The sequence below is a fragment of the Pseudomonas sp. GW821-FHT09C09 genome (genome assembly GCF_059418105.1).
The window spans coordinates 424,728-442,934 of sequence record NZ_JBWKPF010000005.1 but is presented as its reverse complement, the minus strand read 5'-3'; the positions used below and the strand labels follow the sequence as shown (position 1 = coordinate 442,934).

The window sequence follows — 18,207 nt, the reverse complement described above, 5'->3', positions numbered from 1 at the left end:
GAGTGCTAAATGAGCTTTTTTATCTCTAACGCCATGGCTGACGCGGCTGCACCGGCTGCAGCGCCTATGGGCGGCGGCTTCGAGTGGATTTTCCTGGTCGGCTTCCTGGTCATCTTCTACCTGATGATCTGGCGTCCACAGGCCAAGCGCGCCAAAGAGCAGAAGAACCTGCTGAACAGCCTGCAGAAGGGCGACGAAGTGGTCACCACCGGCGGCATCGCCGGCAAGATCACCAAAGTGGCCGATGACTTCGTGGTTCTGGAAGTTTCCGACACCGTGGAAATGAAGTTCCAGAAGGGCGCCATCGCCGCCACGCTGCCAAAAGGCACGCTGAAAGCGATCTAAGGGCAACAACTTCTACTCAATCGACGGGGCGCGCAAGGCGCCCCGCGTCATAACGGGCGGCGTGATGCTGAACAAATATCCTCTGTGGAAATACATTCTGATCCTGGCGGTGCTGGCGATCGGTCTGATTTATTCCGCTCCGAATCTATACCCCGATGACCCGGCCATCCAGATCAGCGGCGCCAGCACGGCCCTGCAGGTCAACCAGGCCGACCTGGACCGCGTGAGCACCGCGCTCAAGGAATCCGGGATCAACGTCAAGGCTTCGAGCCTGGCAGCGAACGGCAAGGGCGGCCTGATCCGTCTGACCAAGGCTGAAGACCAGTTGCCGGCCAAAGACGTTGTGCGCAAGGCATTGGGTGATGACTACGTCGTCGCGCTGAACCTGGCACAGACCACTCCGCAATGGCTGCGCAGCCTGGCCGCGCACCCGATGAAGCTGGGTCTGGACTTGTCCGGTGGTGTGCACTTCCTGCTGGAAGTGGACATGGACAAAGCCCTCGACGCACGCCTGAAAGTCTACGAAGGCGACGTCAAGAGCCTGCTGCGCAAAGAGAAGTTGCGCTATCGCAGCCTGCCGCAGCTCAATGGTGCCATTCAGCTGGGCTTCAGCGATGCTGACTCCCGCGAACAGGCCCGTGCGCTGATCCGCAAGAACTTCAACGATTTCGACATTGTTCCGGCCGACCTCAACGGTCAACCGGTGCTGCGTCTGGCGATGACCCCGGCCAAGCTGGCGGAAATCCGTGAATACTCCATCAAGCAGAACCTGACCACGGTACGTAACCGCGTCAACGAGCTGGGTGTTGCCGAACCGATCGTCCAGCGTCAGGGCGCCAACCGCATCGTGGTTGAGCTGCCGGGCGTGCAGGACACTGCCGAAGCCAAGCGAATCCTCGGCAAGACCGCCAACCTGGAATTCCGTCTGGCCGCCGAGCCGGGTGCTTCGAAAGCCACTTCCGAGACTTTCGAGTTCCGCGAAGGCAAGCGTCCTCCGGCACAGATCGAGCGTAGCCTGATCATCACCGGTGACCAGGTGACCGATGCCAAGGCCGGTTTCGGCGAGCACGGCACGCCTGAAGTGAACATCCGTCTGGATGGCCACGGTGGTGAGCTGATGAGCCGCGCGACCCGCAGCAATGTCGGTCGCAGCATGGCGGTGATCTTCATCGAACAGCGTCCGGTGACCACCTACGTCAAGCAGATGGTCGACGGCGTCGAGAAAGACGTTGCCGTGCAGACATTCAAGGAAGAGAAGAAGATCATCAGCCTGGCGACCATCCAGTCGCCGCTGGGTGCGCAATTCCGTATCACCGGCCTGAACGGCCAGGGCGAATCGTCCGAACTGGCGCTGCTGCTGCGTGCCGGTGGTCTGGCGGCTCCGATGTACTTCGCTGAAGAACGTACCATCGGCCCGAGCCTGGGTGCGGACAACATCACCAAGGGTATCGATGCATCGCTGTGGGGCATGCTGTTCGTCTCGCTGTTCATCATCGCCATCTACCGCTTCTTCGGCCTGATCGCCACCGTCGCTCTGGCGGTGAACATGGTGCTGCTGCTGGCATTGATGTCGCTGTTGGGTGCGACCCTGACCCTGCCGGGTATCGCCGGTATCGTGTTGACCATGGGTATGGCGGTCGACGCCAACGTGCTGATCTTCTCGCGGATCCGTGAAGAGATCGCCGCCGGCATGACTGTGCAGCGTGCAATCAACGAAGGCTTCGGCCGGGCATTCACCGCGATTCTCGACGCCAACCTGACCACCTTGCTGGTCGGCGGCATCCTCTTCGCCATGGGCACCGGCCCGGTGAAGGGTTTCGCAGTGACCATGTCCCTCGGGATCTTTACCTCGATGTTCACGGCCATCATGGTGACCCGCGCGATGGTCAACCTGATCTTCGGCGGTCGTGACTTCAAGAAGTTGTGGATTTAAGGGGCTGCCATGTTACGTACAATCAACTTCATGGGCGTTCGCAACTTCGCGTTCGGCGTCACATTGTTCCTTACCGTGCTGGCCTTGTTCAGCGTGTTCCACAAGGGCATGAACTGGGGCCTGGACTTCACCGGCGGTACGCTCATCGAGCTGACCTACGAGCGTCCGGCCGACGTCACCAAGGTGCGTGAGCAACTGGTTACCGCCGGTTATCACGAAGCGGTCGTGCAGAACTTCGGTGCGACCACCGACCTGCTGGTGCGCATGCCGGGCGAAGACCCGCAGCTGGGCCATCAGGTGGCGGAAGCGCTGCAGAAGGTCGGCGGTGAAAACCCGGCCACGGTCAAGCGCGTCGAGTTCGTCGGCCCGCAGGTCGGTGAAGAGCTGCGCGACCAGGGCGGCCTCGGCATGCTGCTGGCGCTCGGCGGCATCCTGATCTACCTGGCTTTCCGCTTTCAGTGGAAATTCGCGGTCGGTGCCATCGTTTCGCTGATTCACGACGTGATCGTGACCGTGGGTATCCTGTCGTTCTTCCAGATCACCTTCGACCTGACGGTGCTGGCGGCGGTGCTCGCGATCATCGGTTACTCGCTGAACGACACCATCGTCGTGTTCGACCGGGTGCGTGAGAACTTCCGCGTGCTGCGCAAGGCTTCGCTGATCGAGAACATCAACATCTCGACCACTCAGACCCTGCTGCGCACCATGGCGACTTCGATCTCCACCTTGCTGGCGATCGCGGCACTGCTGTTCTTCGGTGGCGACAACCTGTTCGGCTTCTCGATCGCCCTGTTCATCGGTGTTCTGGCGGGTACCTACTCGTCGATCTACATCGCCAACGTGGTGCTGATCTGGCTGAACCTGTCTTCGGAAGACCTGATTCCGCCGGCCAATACCGAGAAGGAAGTCGACGACCGTCCATAACGGCCATCGTTTCCCCGGTTGTCAGTCAAAAAAGGCGCGAGTTGAACTCGCGCCTTTTTTATTGCTCCAAGGCTGGGAGAAGCGCGGGCGCGTCCCGCATGTGATGGTCAGGAGGTTCATGTGAACAAGTCGTTGCTGGTTGGTGCGGTACTGGGTGCTGTCGGTGTGACTGCCGGGGGCGCTGTCGCCACCTACAGCCTGGTTAAAAGCGGCCCTGAGTATGCGCAGGTTCTGGCCGTTGAACCGGTCAAGACACAGATCAAGACGCCACGTGAAGTATGCAAGGATGTCGCTGTGACCCGGCAGGCGCCGGTCAAGGATCAACACCAGATTCTCGGTACCGCCATCGGTGCCGTGGCGGGTGGTTTGCTGGGTAACCAGATCGGCGGCGGCACCGGCAAGAAGATTGCCACGGTAGCTGGCGCGGTCGGTGGCGGTTACGCCGGCAACAAGGTGCAGGAAGGCATGCAGAATCGCGATACCTACACCACCACTCAGACTCGCTGTAATACGGTGAATGACATCAGCGACAAGGTCGTAGGTTATGACGTTCGCTACTCGCTGGACGGCAAGGAAGGCAAAGTGCGTATGGATCGTGATCCGGGCAACCAGATTCCGGTCGACAAGGAAGGCAAGCTGATCCTGTCGCAGGCGCAGCCTGGGCAATAAGCGGTTGCAGTAAAAAAGAAGCACCCTTCGGGGTGCTTTTTTGTGCCCGGGATTAACGTGATGACAGGCATAAAAAAAGCACCCCGAAGGGTGCTTTTCTGGTTTCGCGAGAAGCTTAGCGCTTCAACGAGGCCGGCAGGTGCGGCTGGATCGCCGTCAGAACTGCCTTGAAGCATTTGGTGTTGCCGGCAACGACGTGGCCTTTTTCAAGGAAGTCGTGACCGCCGGTGAAGTCGCTCACCAGACCGCCGGCTTCCTGAATCAGCAGGGCGCCTGCAGCCATGTCCCACTCGGACAGGCCCGATTCCCAGAACGCATCGAAACGGCCGGCAGCAACGTAGGCCAGGTCCAGGCTCGCCGAACCGGCGCGGCGGATGCCGGCAGTCTGGCCAACCAGGGCGCGGAACATGCCCAGGTAGTTGTCGAGGTTGTCCATCTGGTCGTCACGGAACGGGAAGCCGGTACCGAGCAGAGCGCCGTCCAGGCTGGTACGGCCGCTGACACGCAGACGACGGCCGTTCAGTTGAGCGCCGCGACCACGGCTGGCGGTGAATTCTTCCTGGCGAACCGGGTCCAGAACAACAGCGTGTTCCAGGCGACCACGGTACTTGCAGGCAATGCTGACAGCGAAGTGAGGAATGCCGCGCAGGAAGTTGGTGGTGCCGTCCAGTGGATCGATGATCCACAGGTATTCTTCGCCTTCGATGCCGCTGCCGGCGTGCATGCCGGTCTCTTCACCCATGATCGAGTGATTCGGGTAAGCCTTGCGCAGGGCGTCGATGATTTTCTGTTCGGCGGCGCGATCGACCTCGGATACATAATCCTTGGCGTCTTTTTCGTCGACCTTGATGGTATCCAGGCGCTCGATGGAGCGGAAGATCAGTTCACTGGCGCTGCGGGCGGCGCGCAGCGCGATATTCAGCATGGGCTGCATGGATGTGTCACCTAAGGTTGTTAAAGAAAGCCGCGCATTCTATCAGAACTTTTCTTCAGGTGAAGGTCGCTGTTCGCTTTCATAGCTTAACGGTAGGCTGTTCTGTAAGATTTGCACCCCTTTCCCCAGTCCGAGAGCGCCCGCCGTGCTGCAAAACATTCGTGTCGTCCTGGTCAATACCAGCCACCCGGGAAACATCGGCGGGACCGCGCGCGCCATGAAAAACATGGGTTTGTCGCGGCTGGTGCTGGTCGATCCGCGAGTCTTTCCGCATCACGAAGCCGATGCCCGCGCCTCGGGTGCCGGTGACATCCTTGAAAATGCGCAAGTCGTCGCCACCTTGGAAGACGCTCTGGTCGGCTGCAATCTGGTGCTTGGCACCAGTGCCCGTGACCGCCGCATTCCCTGGCCGCTGCTGGATCCGCGCGAGTGCGGGACCAAAGTGGTCGAGGAGGCCGGGCAGGGCGCGGAAATCGCGCTGGTGTTCGGGCGTGAAGACTCCGGCCTGACCAACGACGAGCTGCAACGATGTCACTATCACGTGCATATCCCCTCCGATCCTGAATTCAGCTCGCTGAATCTCGGGGCGGCGGTGCAGGTGTTGAGTTATGAAGTGCGCATGGCCTGGCTGGCCGCTCAAGGGCAGCCGACCAAGATCGAGAAAGAAGAAGTGGCCTCCGTGAAAAGCGCCGAGCTGGCGACCATGGATGAGCTGGAGCGATTCTATGAGCACCTGGAGCAGACCCTGGTGGCCATCGAATTTCTCGATCCGGAAAAGCCCCGGCATTTGATGGCGCGCCTGCGCCGGTTGTACGGACGCAGCTCGGTCAGCCGGGCGGAAATGAATATTTTGCGTGGCATCCTCACGGAAACCCAGAAAGCGGCCCGTGGCGAGCTCCTTAAGCGGAAGGATTAATGATGTTCGAGCGTTTGCGTGAAGATATCCAGAGCGTATTCCACCGAGACCCGGCGGCGCGTAACGCTTTTGAAGTCCTGACCTGCTACCCCGGCATGCATGCGATCTGGATTCATCGACTGGCCGGCATGCTCTGGCGCAACGATCTGAAATGGCTGGCGCGGCTGGTGTCGAACTTCGGTCGCTGGCTGACCGGTATCGAGATTCATCCGGGCGCCAAGGTGGGTCGACGCTTCTTTATCGACCATGGCATGGGCATCGTCATTGGCGAAACCGCAGAAATCGGCGATGACGTCACCATCTATCAAGGCGTGACCCTTGGCGGTACCAGCTGGAACAAGGGCAAGCGTCACCCGACGCTGGGTGATGGGGTTGTAGTGGGGGCCGGCGCGAAGGTGCTAGGTCCGTTCACGGTCGGCGCTGGCGCCAAGGTCGGTTCCAATGCGGTGGTGACCAAAGAGGTGCCGCCGGGCGCCACGGTGGTAGGCATTCCGGGGCGGGTCATCGTCAAATCCGATGATGAAGCCGATGCCAAGCGCAAGGCCATGGCCGAGAAAATCGGTTTCGATGCCTATGGCGTGAGCGGTGACATGCCGGACCCGGTGGCGCGTGCCATTGGTCAGCTGCTCGATCACCTGCAGGCGGTGGATGGCCGTCTGGAAGGGATGTGCGGGGCGTTGAAGGATCTGGGCAGCAATTATTGTGCGAAAGATCTGCCTGAACTGCGCGAAGAAGATTTCGCCTGCGTCAAGGGCAAGGACGAATCCACGACGCATTGATGCGCTTGCAGGGCTGCTGCCGGCCGGTGTGCCATTAAGCCGCAGACCCTGCTATCATTCGCGCGCTCTTTTGCGGGTAAACCCGACTAAAGCACTAGGTCTTATAGTTGACTTAAATGCTCGGGAATTGCATACTCCCGCCCATTCCGAACTCCGTGGTAATTGTCCATGCGACTGACTACAAAAGGCCGATACGCCGTGACCGCCATGCTTGACCTGGCGTTGCACGCGCAGCACGGGCCCGTGTCCCTGGCCGATATCTCCGAGCGCCAAGGCATCTCCCTGTCCTATCTCGAACAGCTTTTCGCCAAGCTGCGCCGCAGCAACCTGGTTTCCAGTGTTCGCGGTCCGGGCGGTGGCTACCAGTTGTCCCGCGACATGCAGGGCATCCAGGTCGCCCAGGTGATCGATGCGGTGAACGAATCGGTCGATGCAACAAAATGCCAGGGCCAGGGCGATTGCCATTCCGGCGACACCTGCCTGACCCATCACCTGTGGTGCGACCTGAGCCTGCAGATTCACGAATTTCTCAGCGGTATCAGCTTGGCCGACCTCGTAACTCGCCGTGAGGTGCAGGAAGTGGCCCAGCGTCAGGATCAGCGTCGTTGCAATGGCAAGGCGCCGCGCCTGGACAAGATTGAAGCGTCCGCCGTCGAATGACAGCCAGAGAGCTAGCGGCACGCCAGCCAGCCTGATTTAGGAGATAGTCCATGAAATTGCCGATTTACCTTGATTACTCTGCGACCACCCCGGTCGATCCGCGCGTTGCGCAAAAGATGAGTGAATGCCTGCTGGTCGACGGAAACTTCGGTAACCCGGCGTCCCGTTCCCACGTGTTCGGCTGGAAGGCCGAAGAGTCCGTCGAAAACGCCCGTCGTCAGGTGGCCGATCTGGTCAACGCCGACCCGCGCGAAATCGTCTGGACCTCCGGTGCCACCGAGTCCGATAACCTGGCAATCAAGGGTGCGGCACATTTCTACGCCTCCAAGGGCAAACACCTGATCACCTCCAAGATCGAGCACAAGGCTGTCCTCGACACCATGCGCCAACTGGAGCGCGAAGGTTTCGAAGTGACCTACCTCGAGCCGACCGAAGATGGCCTGATCACCCCGGCCATGATCGAAGCCGCGCTGCGCGAAGACACCATCCTCGTGTCGGTGATGCACGTGAACAACGAAATCGGCACCGTCAACGACATCGCCGCCATCGGCGAGCTGCTTCGTTCGAAAGGTATCCTGTTCCACGTCGACGCCGCTCAGTCCACCGGCAAGGTCGAGATCGACCTGCAGAAGCTGAAAGTCGACATGATGTCGTTCTCTGCCCACAAGACCTACGGTCCTAAAGGCATTGGCGCGCTGTACGTCAGCCGCAAGCCGCGTGTGCGCATCGAAGCGACCATGCACGGCGGCGGTCACGAGCGTGGCATGCGTTCCGGCACCCTGGCGACCCACCAGATCGTCGGCATGGGCGAAGCGTTCCGTGTAGCCAAGGAAGACATGGCTGCCGAAAACGTGCGCATCAAGGCCCTGAGCGATCGCTTCTACAAGCAGGTCGAGCACCTGGAAGAGCTGTACGTCAACGGCAGCCTGACCGCCCGCGTTCCGCACAACCTGAACCTGAGCTTCAACTACGTTGAAGGCGAGTCGCTGATCATGGCGCTCAAGGATCTGGCGGTTTCGTCCGGTTCGGCGTGCACCTCGGCGTCGCTTGAGCCTTCGTACGTGCTGCGCGCCCTGGGCCGCAACGACGAACTGGCACACAGCTCGATCCGCTTCACCTTCGGCCGTTTCACCACCGAAGAAGAAATCGATTACGCCGCGCAGAAAGTCTGCGAGGCCGTTACCAAGCTGCGCGCTCTGTCGCCGCTGTGGGACATGTACAAAGACGGCGTCGATATCTCGAAGATCGAGTGGGCGGCACACTAAACATAGAAGCCGCCGGATACGGATCCTGTAGCGACGCGGCGGTTTGCGCAGCGCAGTTGCAGGGTCTCAAGAGCGGCCCTGATGAGTGAGGATTGAGAATCATGGCTTACAGCGAAAAGGTCATCGACCACTACGAAAACCCGCGTAACGTCGGCAAGATGAACGCGGAAGATCCAGATGTCGGCACCGGCATGGTCGGCGCTCCGGCGTGCGGCGACGTGATGCGTCTGCAGATCAAGGTCAACGACCAAGGCGTTATCGAAGACGCCAAGTTCAAGACCTATGGCTGCGGTTCGGCTATCGCTTCCAGCTCCCTCGCCACCGAGTGGATGAAGGGCAAGACCCTGGACGAAGCGGAAACCATCAAGAACACCCAGCTGGCCGAAGAACTGGCCCTGCCGCCAGTGAAAATCCACTGCTCGGTACTCGCTGAAGACGCCATCAAGGCGGCTGTTCGCGACTACAAGCAGAAGAAAGGCTTGATCTAAGCATTGGGCGACGAGTAAGGAGTCAACGATGGCTATCAGCATGACAGAAGCGGCTGCTCGACACGTGCGACGCTCCCTCGACGGGCGCGGCAAGGGTGAAGGGATTCGTCTGGGTGTTCGCACCACGGGCTGTTCCGGCCTTGCCTACGTGCTGGAGTTTGTCGACGAGGTGGTTGCAGAAGATCAGGTGTTCGAGAGTCACGGCGAAAAAGTGATCATCGACCCCAAGAGCCTGGCTTACCTCGACGGCACCGAGCTCGATTTCGTCAAGGAAGGGTTGAACGAAGGCTTCAAGTTCAACAATCCCAACGTGCGCGGTGAGTGTGGCTGCGGCGAAAGCTTCAACATCTGAGGCTGGTCGTGGGAACTCCTTGTCATTTCGCTTTATTCGAGCTGCAACCGGGCTTTCGTCTGGATCTCGAGCAACTGGCCACGCGCTATCGCGAGCTGGCGCGCGGCGTTCATCCCGATCGTTTTGCCGACGCTTCCGAGCGTGAGCAGCGTTCGGCGCTCGAGCAGTCTGCACGGCTCAACGATGCCTATCAGACGCTCAAGAGCCCGGCCCAGCGTGCACGTTACCTGCTGACCATCAGCGGTCATGAAGTGCCGATGGAAGTCACGGTCCACGATCCCGAGTTTCTTTTGCAGCAGATGCAATGGCGCGAAGAGCTCGAAGATCTGCAGGACAGTGCCGACCTGGCGGGTGTCGCGACCTTCAAGCGTCGCCTGAAGACCGCCCAGGAGCAGCTGAACGAAAGCTTCGCAGCCTGTTGGGATGATGCAGCGCAACGTGAACAGGCCGAACGCCTGATGCGGCGCATGCAGTTCCTCGACAAGCTCACCTACGAAGTGCGCCAATTAGAAGAGCGCCTCGACGATTAACCCAGTGCCGCTCCGGTCGCACGCCTGATATACAGATAAGTCCTGATCACGATGGCCCTACTGCAGATCGCCGAACCCGGCCAAAGTCCTCAACCGCACCAGCGTCGTCTGGCTGTGGGGATCGACTTGGGCACTACCAATTCGCTGGTCGCTGCGTTGCGCAGTGGTCTTTCCGAGCCGCTGGCCGATGCCGAAGGGCGGGTCATTCTGCCTTCCGCCGTGCGTTATCACGCCGATCGCGTCGAAGTCGGCGAGTCGGCCAAACTGGCCGCGTCCTCCGATCCCCTGAATACCGTGCTGTCGGTCAAGCGCCTGATGGGCCGTGGTCTGTCCGACGTCAAGCAATTGGGCGATCAACTGCCGTACCGTTTTGTCGGCGGCGAATCGCACATGCCGTTCATCGACACCGTGCAGGGTCCGAAAAGCCCGGTCGAAGTCTCCGCCGATATCCTCAAAGTGCTGCGTCAGCGCGCTGAAGCGACCTTGGGCGGTGAACTGGTCGGCGCGGTGATTACCGTTCCTGCCTATTTCGACGACGCTCAGCGCCAGGCTACGAAGGATGCGGCAAAACTCGCCGGTCTGAACGTACTGCGCCTGCTCAACGAGCCGACCGCCGCTGCGGTGGCTTATGGGCTGGATCAGCATGCCGAAGGCCTGGTCGCCATTTATGACCTGGGCGGCGGTACTTTCGATATTTCGATTCTGCGCCTGACCGGCGGTGTCTTCGAGGTTCTGGCCACCGGCGGCGATAGCGCGCTGGGCGGTGACGATTTCGATCACGCAATTGCCGGCTGGATCATTGAGAGCGCGGGCCTGTCCGCCGATCTCGATCCGGGTGCGCAGCGCAATCTGCTGCAAACCGCTTGTGCGGCCAAAGAAGCCCTGACGAATGCCGACAGTGTTGAAGTTGCTTATGGTGACTGGAAAGCACAGCTGACCCGCGACGCCTTCGACGCACTGATCGAGCCGATGGTTGCCCGTAGCCTGAAAGCCTGCCGCCGTGCCGTTCGCGACTCCGGTATCGAGCTGGAAGACGTGCATGCCGTGGTCATGGTCGGTGGTTCGACCCGCGTTCCACGTGTTCGTGAAGCTGTCGCCGAAGCCTTCGGTCGTCAACCGCTGACCGAAATCGACCCGGATCAAGTGGTGGCCATCGGTGCCGCGATCCAGGCCGATACACTGGCCGGCAACAAACGCGATGGCGGCGAGCTGCTGCTGCTCGACGTGATTCCACTGTCCCTGGGGCTGGAAACCATGGGCGGCCTGATGGAGAAGGTGATTCCGCGCAACACCACCATCCCCGTCGCTCGCGCTCAGGATTTCACGACTTACAAAGACGGCCAGTCGGCCATGGCGATCCACGTGTTGCAGGGCGAGCGCGAGCTGATCAGTGACTGCCGCTCCCTGGCACGTTTCGAATTGCGCGGCATTCCGGCAATGGTCGCTGGTGCAGCCAAGATTCGCGTGACCTTCCAGGTCGATGCCGACGGTCTGCTCAGCGTCTCTGCCCGTGAACTGGGTTCGGGCGTTGAAGCCAGCATTCAGGTCAAGCCGTCCTACGGTCTGACCGACGGCGAAATCGCCAAGATGCTCAAGGATTCGTTCCAGCACGCCAATGACGACAAAGTCGCTCGCGTCCTGCGTGAGCAGCAAGTCGATGCCCAGCGCCTGATCGAAGCGGTGCAGGGCGCTCTGGAGGCGGATGGTGAGCGTTTGCTCGACGCCGAAGAGCGCATGGTCATCGACCTGCAGGTGCAGGAACTGACCGAACTGATGAAAGGTACCGATGGTTACGCCATCGAGCAGCAGACCAAGCGTCTGTCGCAAGTGACCGATGCCTTTGCTGCCCGTCGTATGGATCAGACGGTGAAAGCCGCTCTGTCGGGGCGCAACCTGAATGAAATCGAGGATATCTGATGCCGCAGGTCATTTTTCTGCCCCACGAGAAGTTCTGCCCTGAAGGCATGGTGGTCGAGGCTGAGCCCGGCACTTCGATTCTCGAGCTGGCCCACGAACACCACATCGAGATGGAAAGCGCCTGCGGCGGCGTCTGCGCCTGCACCACTTGTCACTGCATCATCCGCGAGGGTTTCGACTCGCTGGAAGAAGCTGACGAGTTGGAGGAAGATTTCCTAGATCGTGCCTGGGGTCTGGAGGCGCAGTCGCGCCTGGCCTGTCAGGCGATCGTCGGCGAGGAAGACCTCACCGTCGAAATTCCGAAATATTCGCTTAACCATGCGGCCGAAGCGCCGCACTGACTGGTAAGACTGTCATGAGCTACGGTTGGAATGATGTTCAACGTATTGCAGAAGAGTTGGCTGAGGCCAAGCCGGGTGTAGATCCGTATTCTGTCAATTTCGTCGAGTTGCAGCAGTGGATCAAGGAGCTGCCTGACTTCGACGCTAACTCTGGCCGGGTCGGCGAGAAGGTGTTGGAAGCGGTTCAGCAGCTCTGGAATGATGAAATAGACTGATCATCCTTGCAGGTTAGGCAATACCCAAGAACCCGCGTATAATTCGCGGGTTTAATTTTTCGCAAATTACCGTTTCTGGAGTTACACCATGGCTGTTCAACGTACTTTCTCCATCATCAAGCCTGACGCCGTTGCAAAAGGCGCTGCCGGCGAAATCGTTACCCGTTTCGAAAAGGCTGGTCTGAAAGTGGTTGCTTCGAAAATGAAGCAACTGTCCAAAGCCGAAGCTGAAGGCTTCTACGCTGAGCACAAAGAGCGCGGTTTCTTCGGTGACCTGGTTGCTTTCATGATCTCCGGTCCGGTTGTCGTTCAGGTTCTGGAAGGCGAAAACGCCATCGCTCGCAACCGTGAGCTGATGGGCGCTACCAACCCTAAAGAAGCTGCTGCCGGCACCATCCGTGCTGACTTCGCTGAGTCGATCGACGCCAACGCCGTTCACGGTTCGGACTCCGAAGCCGCTGCCGCTCGCGAAATCTCGTACTTCTTCGCAGCTACTGAAGTAACCACTCGCTAAGCATTGGCTTAAGAGTGAAGGTGAATCCATGACTACATCGACTGTTAAAACCAACCTGCTGGGTCTGACCCAGCCGGAAATGGAAAAATTCTTCGACTCAATCGGGGAGAAGCGTTTCCGTGCCGGTCAGGTAATGAAATGGATTCACCACTTTGGCGTCGATGATTTCGACGCCATGACGAACGTCAGCAAGGCCTTGCGCGAAAAGCTCAAGGCTGTTGCTGAAGTTCGCGGTCCCGAAGTGGTCAGCGAGGACATTTCCAGCGACGGCACCCGCAAGTGGGTGGTGCGCGTGGCGTCCGGCAGTTGTGTCGAGACTGTTTACATTCCCCAGGGCAAACGCGGCACTCTGTGCGTTTCGTCCCAGGCAGGCTGTGCCCTGGACTGCAGTTTCTGCTCCACCGGCAAGCAAGGCTTCAACAGCAACCTCACCGCCGCCGAAGTCATCGGCCAGGTGTGGATTGCCAACAAATCCTTCGGCAGTGTTCCGGCTACCATCGACCGCGCCATCACCAACGTGGTGATGATGGGCATGGGCGAACCGCTGCTGAACTTCGACAACGTCGTGGCCGCCATGCATCTGATGATGGATGACCTGGGCTACGGGATCTCCAAGCGCCGCGTGACCCTGTCCACGTCGGGTGTGGTGCCGATGATCGATGAGCTGGCCAAGCACATCGACGTATCCCTGGCGTTGTCCCTGCACGCACCGAATGACGCATTGCGTAACCAATTGGTGCCGATCAACAAGAAATATCCGCTTAAGATGCTCCTCGATTCGTGTGTGCGCTACATGTCCGCCCTGGGCGAGAAACGTGTGCTGACCATCGAGTACACCTTGCTCAAGGACATCAACGACAAGCTTGAGCACGCTGTGGAAATGATCGAGCTGCTCAAGGATATTCCCTGCAAGATCAACCTGATTCCGTTCAACCCGTTCCCGCATTCCGGTTACGAGCGGCCGAGCAACAACGCGATTCGCCGGTTCCAGGATCAGCTGCATCAGGCAGGCTATAACGTGACCGTGCGCACCACCCGTGGTGAAGACATCGACGCGGCTTGCGGTCAATTGGTAGGGCAGGTGCTGGATCGCACCCGTCGCAGCGAACGTTACATCGCCGTACGCGAATTGAGCGCCGACAGCGATCTGGCACAGAACGCCGCGAACACTAACTAAGAGAGGATCTCTATGTCCCTGCGCTTTGCGCTGCTGTTGCTGTTGGCCAGCCTGTGTGCTGGCTGTGTCCTGTCGGGCGATTACAACCCGATGAAGACCAGCAAGGGCCGCGACGAAGCGCGGGCTGCCTACGTGCAGCTGGGGCTGGGGTACTTGCAGCAAGGCATGACCGAGCGGGCCAAGGTGCCGTTGAAAAAGGCCCTCGAGCTGGACGGTTCCGATCCCGACGCCAACGCCGCTCTTGGGCTGGTCTTTCAGTCCGAGATGGAGCCGAAGCTGGCCGACGAACACTTTCGCAAGGCACTGTCCTCCCGTCCCGCCGATGCCCGCATCCTCAACAATTACGGCAGTTTTCTCTACGAAGAACAGCGTTACAAGGAAGCCTACGAGCGTTTTGAACAGGCCGCCGCCGATACCCTGTATCCTGAGCGTTCCCGTGTGTTCGAGAACCTCGGCATGACGGCGTCCAAGCTTGGCCAGCGTGAGCTGGCACAGCAGCAACTGGAAAAAGCATTGCGTTTGAACCGTCAGCAACCCCGGGCGTTGCTGGAAATGGCTGAGTTGTCATTCGAAGACAGGCATTATGTGCCCGCGCGTGACTATTACGACCGTTTCAGCCAGCTGTCCGAGCAAAATGCACGTAGTCTGTTGCTCGCGGTTCGGTTGGCAAAAGTGTTTGAAGATCGCGACAAGGCCGCCAGTGCGGGCCTGCAATTAAAACGACTCTATCCCGGTACGCCGGAATATCAGCAATACCTGTCGGAGCAATGATGAAAGCGGCGCATCCCGAAGTTGTAGCAGCGAATCGCGTTAACCCCGGTGAGACCTTGCGCCAGGCCCGCGAAAGCAATGGCTGGTCGCTGGCCGAAGTGGCCCTCAAGCTCAACCTCACCGTGACTTCCCTGACCAACCTCGAAGCCGGTGCGTTCGACAAGTTGCCGGGGCATACCTTCGCTCGCGGCTATATTCGCGCCTATGCCAAATTGCTCGGCATGGATCAGGCGGTCCTGGTCCAGCAGTTCGACCAGTCCACCGGCACCGATTCCCAGGGCAGCAATGTCCACGCCCTGGGCCGGATCGAAGAGCCGGTTCGTGTTTCCCATACCATTTTGCGGATCGTCAGCCTGTTGCTGCTGATCGCGGTCATCGGCGGCGGTTTTGTCTGGTGGCAGGATCAGACCTCGCTGCGTACCAAGGACCTGACCAGTCTGGCCCCGGAGCACGTTGAAGTTGAAGGCGCCGATGGCACCACGCAGATTCATCCGATCGACGAGCCGGAAGACCAGGCCGTTACCGAAGGTCAGACCGAGGGCGCGACGGCGCTGGCACTGCCCCAATCGGAAACCGCTGCCGAATCGACCGGCGCCGAGCCCATCGTTCCGGCAACCGCACCGGCCGTACCTGCTGCCCCGGCGGCGGCGCCAGCTGCTCCGGCCCATGTCCCGGCACCGGTTGTCGCCACTCCGGCTGCACCTGCCCCTAACGTTCCGGCGACTCCGGCCCCGACCGTCACCGCACCCGTTGTCCCGGCCACCCCGGCACCCACCGCAGAAACCACTGCTCCGGCAGCAGGCGAAGGTCAGGTGCAACTGCAGTTCACCGCTGATTGCTGGGCACAGGTCACCGATGGTCGCGGCAAGGTTCTGTTCAGCGGTCTGAAACATAAAGGCGACAGCGTCTCCGTGGCAGGCAAGCCACCGCTGGCCGTGCGTCTGGGTGTTGCCCGGGCAGCGCAGGTCAGCTACAACGGCCAGCCGGTCGATGTCGCTCCGTTCACCAGTGGCGAGACTGCTCGCCTGAAGTTGGGTCAATAAGTCATGCACGGCGAATCTCCAATCAAACGTCGCGAATCGCGCAAGATCTGGGTCGGTAACGTGCCTGTGGGCGGCGATGCACCTATCGCGGTGCAGAGCATGACCAACAGCGACACCAACGATGTCGCGGCCACCGTGGCGCAGATCAACCGTCTGGAAGCCGCTGGCGTCGACATCGTTCGCGTATCGGTGCCGGACATGGACGCCGCCGAGGCGTTCGGCAAGATCAAGCAGCTGGTCAAGGTGCCGCTGGTTGCCGACATCCACTTCGACTACAAGATCGCTTTGCGCGTGGCCGAGCTGGGTGTGGACTGCCTGCGCATCAACCCGGGCAACATCGGTCGCGAAGACCGCGTGCGTGCAGTGGTCGATGCCGCCCGTGACCGCGGGATTCCGATCCGCATCGGCGTCAACGCCGGTTCCCTGGAAAAAGACCTGCAGAAGAAATACGGTGAGCCTACCCCGGCCGCGCTGGTCGAGTCCGCACTGCGTCATGTCGAACACCTCGAACGCCTGAATTTCCAGGACTTCAAGGTCAGCGTGAAGGCTTCCGACGTGTTCATGGCCGTCGAAGCCTACCGCCTGCTGGCGAAGGAAATCGTCCAGCCGCTGCACCTGGGCATCACCGAAGCCGGTGGATTGCGCTCCGGCACAGTGAAATCCGCCGTGGGCCTAGGTATGCTGCTCGCCGAGGGGATTGGCGATACCATCCGCATCTCGCTGGCGGCCGATCCGGTCGAGGAAGTGAAGGTCGGTTACGACATCCTCAAGTCTTTGCATCTGCGTTCCCGTGGCATCAACTTCATTGCCTGCCCGAGCTGCTCGCGGCAGAACTTCGATGTGGTCAAGACCATGAATGAACTGGAAGGGCGCCTTGAAGACCTGCTGGTGCCGCTGGATGTTGCGGTGATCGGTTGCGTGGTCAACGGCCCCGGCGAAGCCAAGGAAGCCCATATCGGCTTGACCGGCGGTACGCCGAACCTGATTTACATCGACGGCAAGCCGTCGCAGAAACTGACGAATGACAATCTGGTGGACGAGCTGGAAAAGCTGATCCGCGAGAAAGCGGCCGAGAAGGTCGAAGCCGACGCAGCGGTCATCGCGCGCGGCTGATCGAACGAATTAAGGAATTTCTGTGAGCAAGTCCCTGCAAGCCATTCGTGGCATGAACGACATCCTGCCGGAACAGACCCCGGTATGGCGCTACTTCGAAGGCACCGTTTCGCGTTTGCTGGATAACTACGGTTACAAGCAGATCCGCATGCCGATCGTCGAATTCACCGAGCTGTTCAAGCGCTCGATCGGCGAAGTGACCGACATCGTCGAAAAAGAGATGTACACCTTCGACGACCGCAACGGCGACTCCCTGACCCTGCGTCCGGAAGGCACTGCTGCGTGCGTGCGTGCCGTGCTCGAGCATGGCATCACCGGCGGTGGCCAGGTGCAGAAACTCTGGTACATCGGTCCGATGTTCCGTCACGAGCGTCCGCAGAAAGGCCGTTATCGCCAGTTCCACCAGATCGGTCTGGAAGTCTTCAACCTCGACGGTCCGGACATCGACGCCGAGCTGATCATCATGACCTGGCGCCTGTGGGGCGAGCTGGGCATCCGTGATGCGGTCAAGCTCGAACTCAACAGCCTGGGTACCAGCGAGTCCCGTGGCCGTTATCGTGAAGCGCTGGTCGATTACCTCTCGGCGCACCACGACAAGCTGGACGAAGACAGCCAGCGTCGCCTGAAGACGAACCCGCTGCGCGTGCTCGACACCAAGAACGCCGACACGCAAGCCGTGCTGGTCGATGCGCCGAAAATGGCGGATTACCTGGATGAAGAGTCCCGTGCCCACTTCGAAGGTCTGAAGTCGCGTCTGGATGCCGTCGGCATTCCTTACGTGCTCAACCCGAAACTGGTGCGCGGTCTCGATTACTACAGCAAAACCGTATTCGAATGGGTCACCGACAAGCTCGGCGCCCAGGGCACTGTGTGCGCGGGCGGCCGTTACGACGGTCTGGTCGAGCAGATGGGCGGCAAGCCGACCCCGGGCGTCGGTTTCGCCATGGGCATCGAGCGTCTGGTGCTGATGCTGGAAACCCTGGAGCAGATCCCGCAAGAACTCGCCCGTCAGGTCGACGTCTACCTCTGCGCCTTCGGCGAAGAGGCGGAACTCGCCGGTCTGGCCCTGGCCGAGCGTGTACGCGACCAGTTGCCGAACCTGCGCCTGCAGGTCAATGCCGGTGCCGGCAGCTTCAAGAGCCAGTTCAAGAAAGCCGACAAGAGCGGTGCGCTGTACGCGCTGATCCTCGGTGACGACGAAATGGCCCAGCAAGTGGTAGGTTTCAAACCCCTGCGTGGCCAGGGCGAACAACAAAGCATTGCCTGGGATGCGCTTGCCGCTCACCTGGCCACCTGCGTCGTGCAGGGTTGAAGCTGTTTA

The 18,207-nt window shown here is 60.1% G+C and carries 21 protein-coding genes; 20 read left to right on the top strand and 1 reads right to left on the bottom strand.

What is annotated here, in order from left to right:
* Window positions 1-9 precede the first annotated feature (9 nt).
* From yajC to AC07NR_RS18515, 4 genes are all read left to right on the top strand, one after another.
* Window positions 10-345 (top strand): preprotein translocase subunit YajC, encoded by a 336-nt coding sequence (gene yajC / locus AC07NR_RS18530; RefSeq protein WP_065257675.1) that lies wholly within the window; start codon window positions 10-12, stop codon window positions 343-345.
* A 64-nt stretch (window positions 346-409) separates the two neighbouring features.
* On the top strand, window positions 410-2,278 hold the full coding sequence (gene secD, locus AC07NR_RS18525) for a protein translocase subunit SecD (protein WP_305833558.1): 1,869 nt from the start codon (window positions 410-412) through the stop codon (window positions 2,276-2,278).
* A gap of 9 nt (window positions 2,279-2,287) precedes the next feature.
* On the top strand, window positions 2,288-3,202 hold the full coding sequence (gene secF / locus AC07NR_RS18520; RefSeq protein WP_085709391.1) for a protein translocase subunit SecF: 915 nt from the start codon (window positions 2,288-2,290) through the stop codon (window positions 3,200-3,202).
* A gap of 120 nt (window positions 3,203-3,322) precedes the next feature.
* On the top strand, window positions 3,323-3,871 hold the full coding sequence (locus tag AC07NR_RS18515) for a glycine zipper 2TM domain-containing protein (RefSeq protein WP_085709392.1): 549 nt from the start codon (window positions 3,323-3,325) through the stop codon (window positions 3,869-3,871).
* Window positions 3,872-3,986: 115 nt separating this feature from the next.
* Here AC07NR_RS18515 and suhB read toward each other — a convergent pair whose 3' ends face one another.
* Entirely contained in the window at window positions 3,987-4,805 is an 819-nt protein-coding gene (suhB, locus tag AC07NR_RS18510) for a type III secretion system regulator SuhB (protein ID WP_085709393.1), read from the bottom strand.
* Between the two features lie 145 nt (window positions 4,806-4,950).
* Between suhB and trmJ the strand changes: the two genes are divergently transcribed.
* The 16 genes from trmJ to hisS all read left to right on the top strand — a co-directional run bounded on the left by trmJ (window position 4,951) and on the right by hisS (window position 18,198).
* Window positions 4,951-5,721 carry a tRNA (cytosine(32)/uridine(32)-2'-O)-methyltransferase TrmJ gene (gene trmJ, locus AC07NR_RS18505; RefSeq protein ID WP_007956692.1) on the top strand — a complete coding sequence of 257 codons (771 nt, stop codon included), beginning with the start codon at window positions 4,951-4,953 and terminating at the stop codon, window positions 5,719-5,721.
* A 2-nt stretch (window positions 5,722-5,723) separates the two neighbouring features.
* The gene (cysE, locus tag AC07NR_RS18500; RefSeq protein WP_495079109.1) at window positions 5,724-6,500 is read left to right on the top strand and encodes a serine O-acetyltransferase; all 777 of its coding nucleotides are present in this window, start codon (window positions 5,724-5,726) and stop codon (window positions 6,498-6,500) included.
* Window positions 6,501-6,668: 168 nt separating this feature from the next.
* The gene (gene iscR / locus AC07NR_RS18495; RefSeq protein WP_007956690.1) at window positions 6,669-7,160 is read left to right on the top strand and encodes a Fe-S cluster assembly transcriptional regulator IscR; all 492 of its coding nucleotides are present in this window, start codon (window positions 6,669-6,671) and stop codon (window positions 7,158-7,160) included.
* A gap of 50 nt (window positions 7,161-7,210) precedes the next feature.
* Window positions 7,211-8,425, top strand: coding sequence for an IscS subfamily cysteine desulfurase (locus tag AC07NR_RS18490; RefSeq protein WP_305833556.1), 1,215 nt, complete (start codon window positions 7,211-7,213; stop codon window positions 8,423-8,425).
* A 101-nt stretch (window positions 8,426-8,526) separates the two neighbouring features.
* The gene (iscU, locus tag AC07NR_RS18485) at window positions 8,527-8,913 is read left to right on the top strand and encodes a Fe-S cluster assembly scaffold IscU (RefSeq protein ID WP_003227907.1); all 387 of its coding nucleotides are present in this window, start codon (window positions 8,527-8,529) and stop codon (window positions 8,911-8,913) included.
* 28 nt (window positions 8,914-8,941) lie between these two features.
* On the top strand, window positions 8,942-9,265 hold the full coding sequence (gene iscA, locus AC07NR_RS18480) for an iron-sulfur cluster assembly protein IscA (protein ID WP_003227904.1): 324 nt from the start codon (window positions 8,942-8,944) through the stop codon (window positions 9,263-9,265).
* Between the two features lie 8 nt (window positions 9,266-9,273).
* A complete protein-coding gene (hscB, locus tag AC07NR_RS18475) occupies window positions 9,274-9,795 on the top strand; it encodes a co-chaperone HscB (protein ID WP_085709397.1) in 522 nt (173 codons plus the stop codon).
* 51 nt (window positions 9,796-9,846) lie between these two features.
* A complete protein-coding gene (hscA, locus tag AC07NR_RS18470) occupies window positions 9,847-11,712 on the top strand; it encodes a Fe-S protein assembly chaperone HscA (RefSeq protein WP_495079108.1) in 1,866 nt (621 codons plus the stop codon).
* A complete protein-coding gene (gene fdx, locus AC07NR_RS18465) occupies window positions 11,712-12,053 on the top strand; it encodes an ISC system 2Fe-2S type ferredoxin (protein ID WP_041071821.1) in 342 nt (113 codons plus the stop codon). Before hscA ends, fdx begins: the two co-directional genes overlap by 1 nt.
* Window positions 12,054-12,067: 14 nt before the next feature.
* Entirely contained in the window at window positions 12,068-12,268 is a 201-nt protein-coding gene (gene iscX / locus AC07NR_RS18460) for a Fe-S cluster assembly protein IscX (RefSeq protein WP_085709399.1), read from the top strand.
* 88 nt (window positions 12,269-12,356) lie between these two features.
* On the top strand, window positions 12,357-12,782 hold the full coding sequence (ndk, locus tag AC07NR_RS18455; RefSeq protein ID WP_003227894.1) for a nucleoside-diphosphate kinase: 426 nt from the start codon (window positions 12,357-12,359) through the stop codon (window positions 12,780-12,782).
* Window positions 12,783-12,810: 28 nt separating this feature from the next.
* Window positions 12,811-13,959, top strand: a complete 1,149-nt coding sequence (rlmN, locus tag AC07NR_RS18450; protein WP_119427715.1) for a dual-specificity RNA methyltransferase RlmN — start codon at window positions 12,811-12,813, stop codon at window positions 13,957-13,959.
* A gap of 12 nt (window positions 13,960-13,971) precedes the next feature.
* Window positions 13,972-14,730: a type IV pilus biogenesis/stability protein PilW gene (gene pilW, locus AC07NR_RS18445; RefSeq protein ID WP_432217652.1), complete on the top strand. Its 759-nt coding sequence runs from the start codon at window positions 13,972-13,974 to the stop codon at window positions 14,728-14,730.
* On the top strand, window positions 14,730-15,773 hold the full coding sequence (locus AC07NR_RS18440; protein ID WP_305833553.1) for a helix-turn-helix domain-containing protein: 1,044 nt from the start codon (window positions 14,730-14,732) through the stop codon (window positions 15,771-15,773). Before pilW ends, AC07NR_RS18440 begins: the two co-directional genes overlap by 1 nt.
* Window positions 15,774-15,776: 3 nt before the next feature.
* A complete protein-coding gene (gene ispG / locus AC07NR_RS18435) occupies window positions 15,777-16,886 on the top strand; it encodes a flavodoxin-dependent (E)-4-hydroxy-3-methylbut-2-enyl-diphosphate synthase (protein WP_007956680.1) in 1,110 nt (369 codons plus the stop codon).
* A gap of 22 nt (window positions 16,887-16,908) precedes the next feature.
* Window positions 16,909-18,198, top strand: a complete 1,290-nt coding sequence (gene hisS / locus AC07NR_RS18430; protein ID WP_305833552.1) for a histidine--tRNA ligase — start codon at window positions 16,909-16,911, stop codon at window positions 18,196-18,198.
* Window positions 18,199-18,207: the final 9 nt, after the last annotated feature.

What these genes read in the sequence shown, in the direction of transcription:
- yajC (WP_065257675.1), top strand. Translation starts at nt 10, where the DNA reads ATGAGCTTTTTTATCTCTAACGCCATGGCTGACGCGGCTGCACCGGCT.
- secD (WP_305833558.1), top strand. Translation starts at nt 410, where the DNA reads ATGCTGAACAAATATCCTCTGTGGAAATACATTCTGATCCTGGCGGTG.
- secF (WP_085709391.1), top strand. Translation starts at nt 2,288, where the DNA reads ATGTTACGTACAATCAACTTCATGGGCGTTCGCAACTTCGCGTTCGGC.
- suhB (WP_085709393.1), bottom strand. Translation starts at nt 4,805, where the DNA reads ATGCAGCCCATGCTGAATATCGCGCTGCGCGCCGCCCGCAGCGCCAGT.
- cysE (WP_495079109.1), top strand. Translation starts at nt 5,724, where the DNA reads ATGTTCGAGCGTTTGCGTGAAGATATCCAGAGCGTATTCCACCGAGAC.
- iscR (WP_007956690.1), top strand. Translation starts at nt 6,669, where the DNA reads ATGCGACTGACTACAAAAGGCCGATACGCCGTGACCGCCATGCTTGAC.
- AC07NR_RS18490 (WP_305833556.1), top strand. Translation starts at nt 7,211, where the DNA reads ATGAAATTGCCGATTTACCTTGATTACTCTGCGACCACCCCGGTCGAT.
- iscU (WP_003227907.1), top strand. Translation starts at nt 8,527, where the DNA reads ATGGCTTACAGCGAAAAGGTCATCGACCACTACGAAAACCCGCGTAAC.
- iscA (WP_003227904.1), top strand. Translation starts at nt 8,942, where the DNA reads ATGGCTATCAGCATGACAGAAGCGGCTGCTCGACACGTGCGACGCTCC.
- hscA (WP_495079108.1), top strand. Translation starts at nt 9,847, where the DNA reads ATGGCCCTACTGCAGATCGCCGAACCCGGCCAAAGTCCTCAACCGCAC.
- fdx (WP_041071821.1), top strand. Translation starts at nt 11,712, where the DNA reads ATGCCGCAGGTCATTTTTCTGCCCCACGAGAAGTTCTGCCCTGAAGGC.
- iscX (WP_085709399.1), top strand. Translation starts at nt 12,068, where the DNA reads ATGAGCTACGGTTGGAATGATGTTCAACGTATTGCAGAAGAGTTGGCT.
- ndk (WP_003227894.1), top strand. Translation starts at nt 12,357, where the DNA reads ATGGCTGTTCAACGTACTTTCTCCATCATCAAGCCTGACGCCGTTGCA.
- rlmN (WP_119427715.1), top strand. Translation starts at nt 12,811, where the DNA reads ATGACTACATCGACTGTTAAAACCAACCTGCTGGGTCTGACCCAGCCG.
- pilW (WP_432217652.1), top strand. Translation starts at nt 13,972, where the DNA reads ATGTCCCTGCGCTTTGCGCTGCTGTTGCTGTTGGCCAGCCTGTGTGCT.
- AC07NR_RS18440 (WP_305833553.1), top strand. Translation starts at nt 14,730, where the DNA reads ATGAAAGCGGCGCATCCCGAAGTTGTAGCAGCGAATCGCGTTAACCCC.
- ispG (WP_007956680.1), top strand. Translation starts at nt 15,777, where the DNA reads ATGCACGGCGAATCTCCAATCAAACGTCGCGAATCGCGCAAGATCTGG.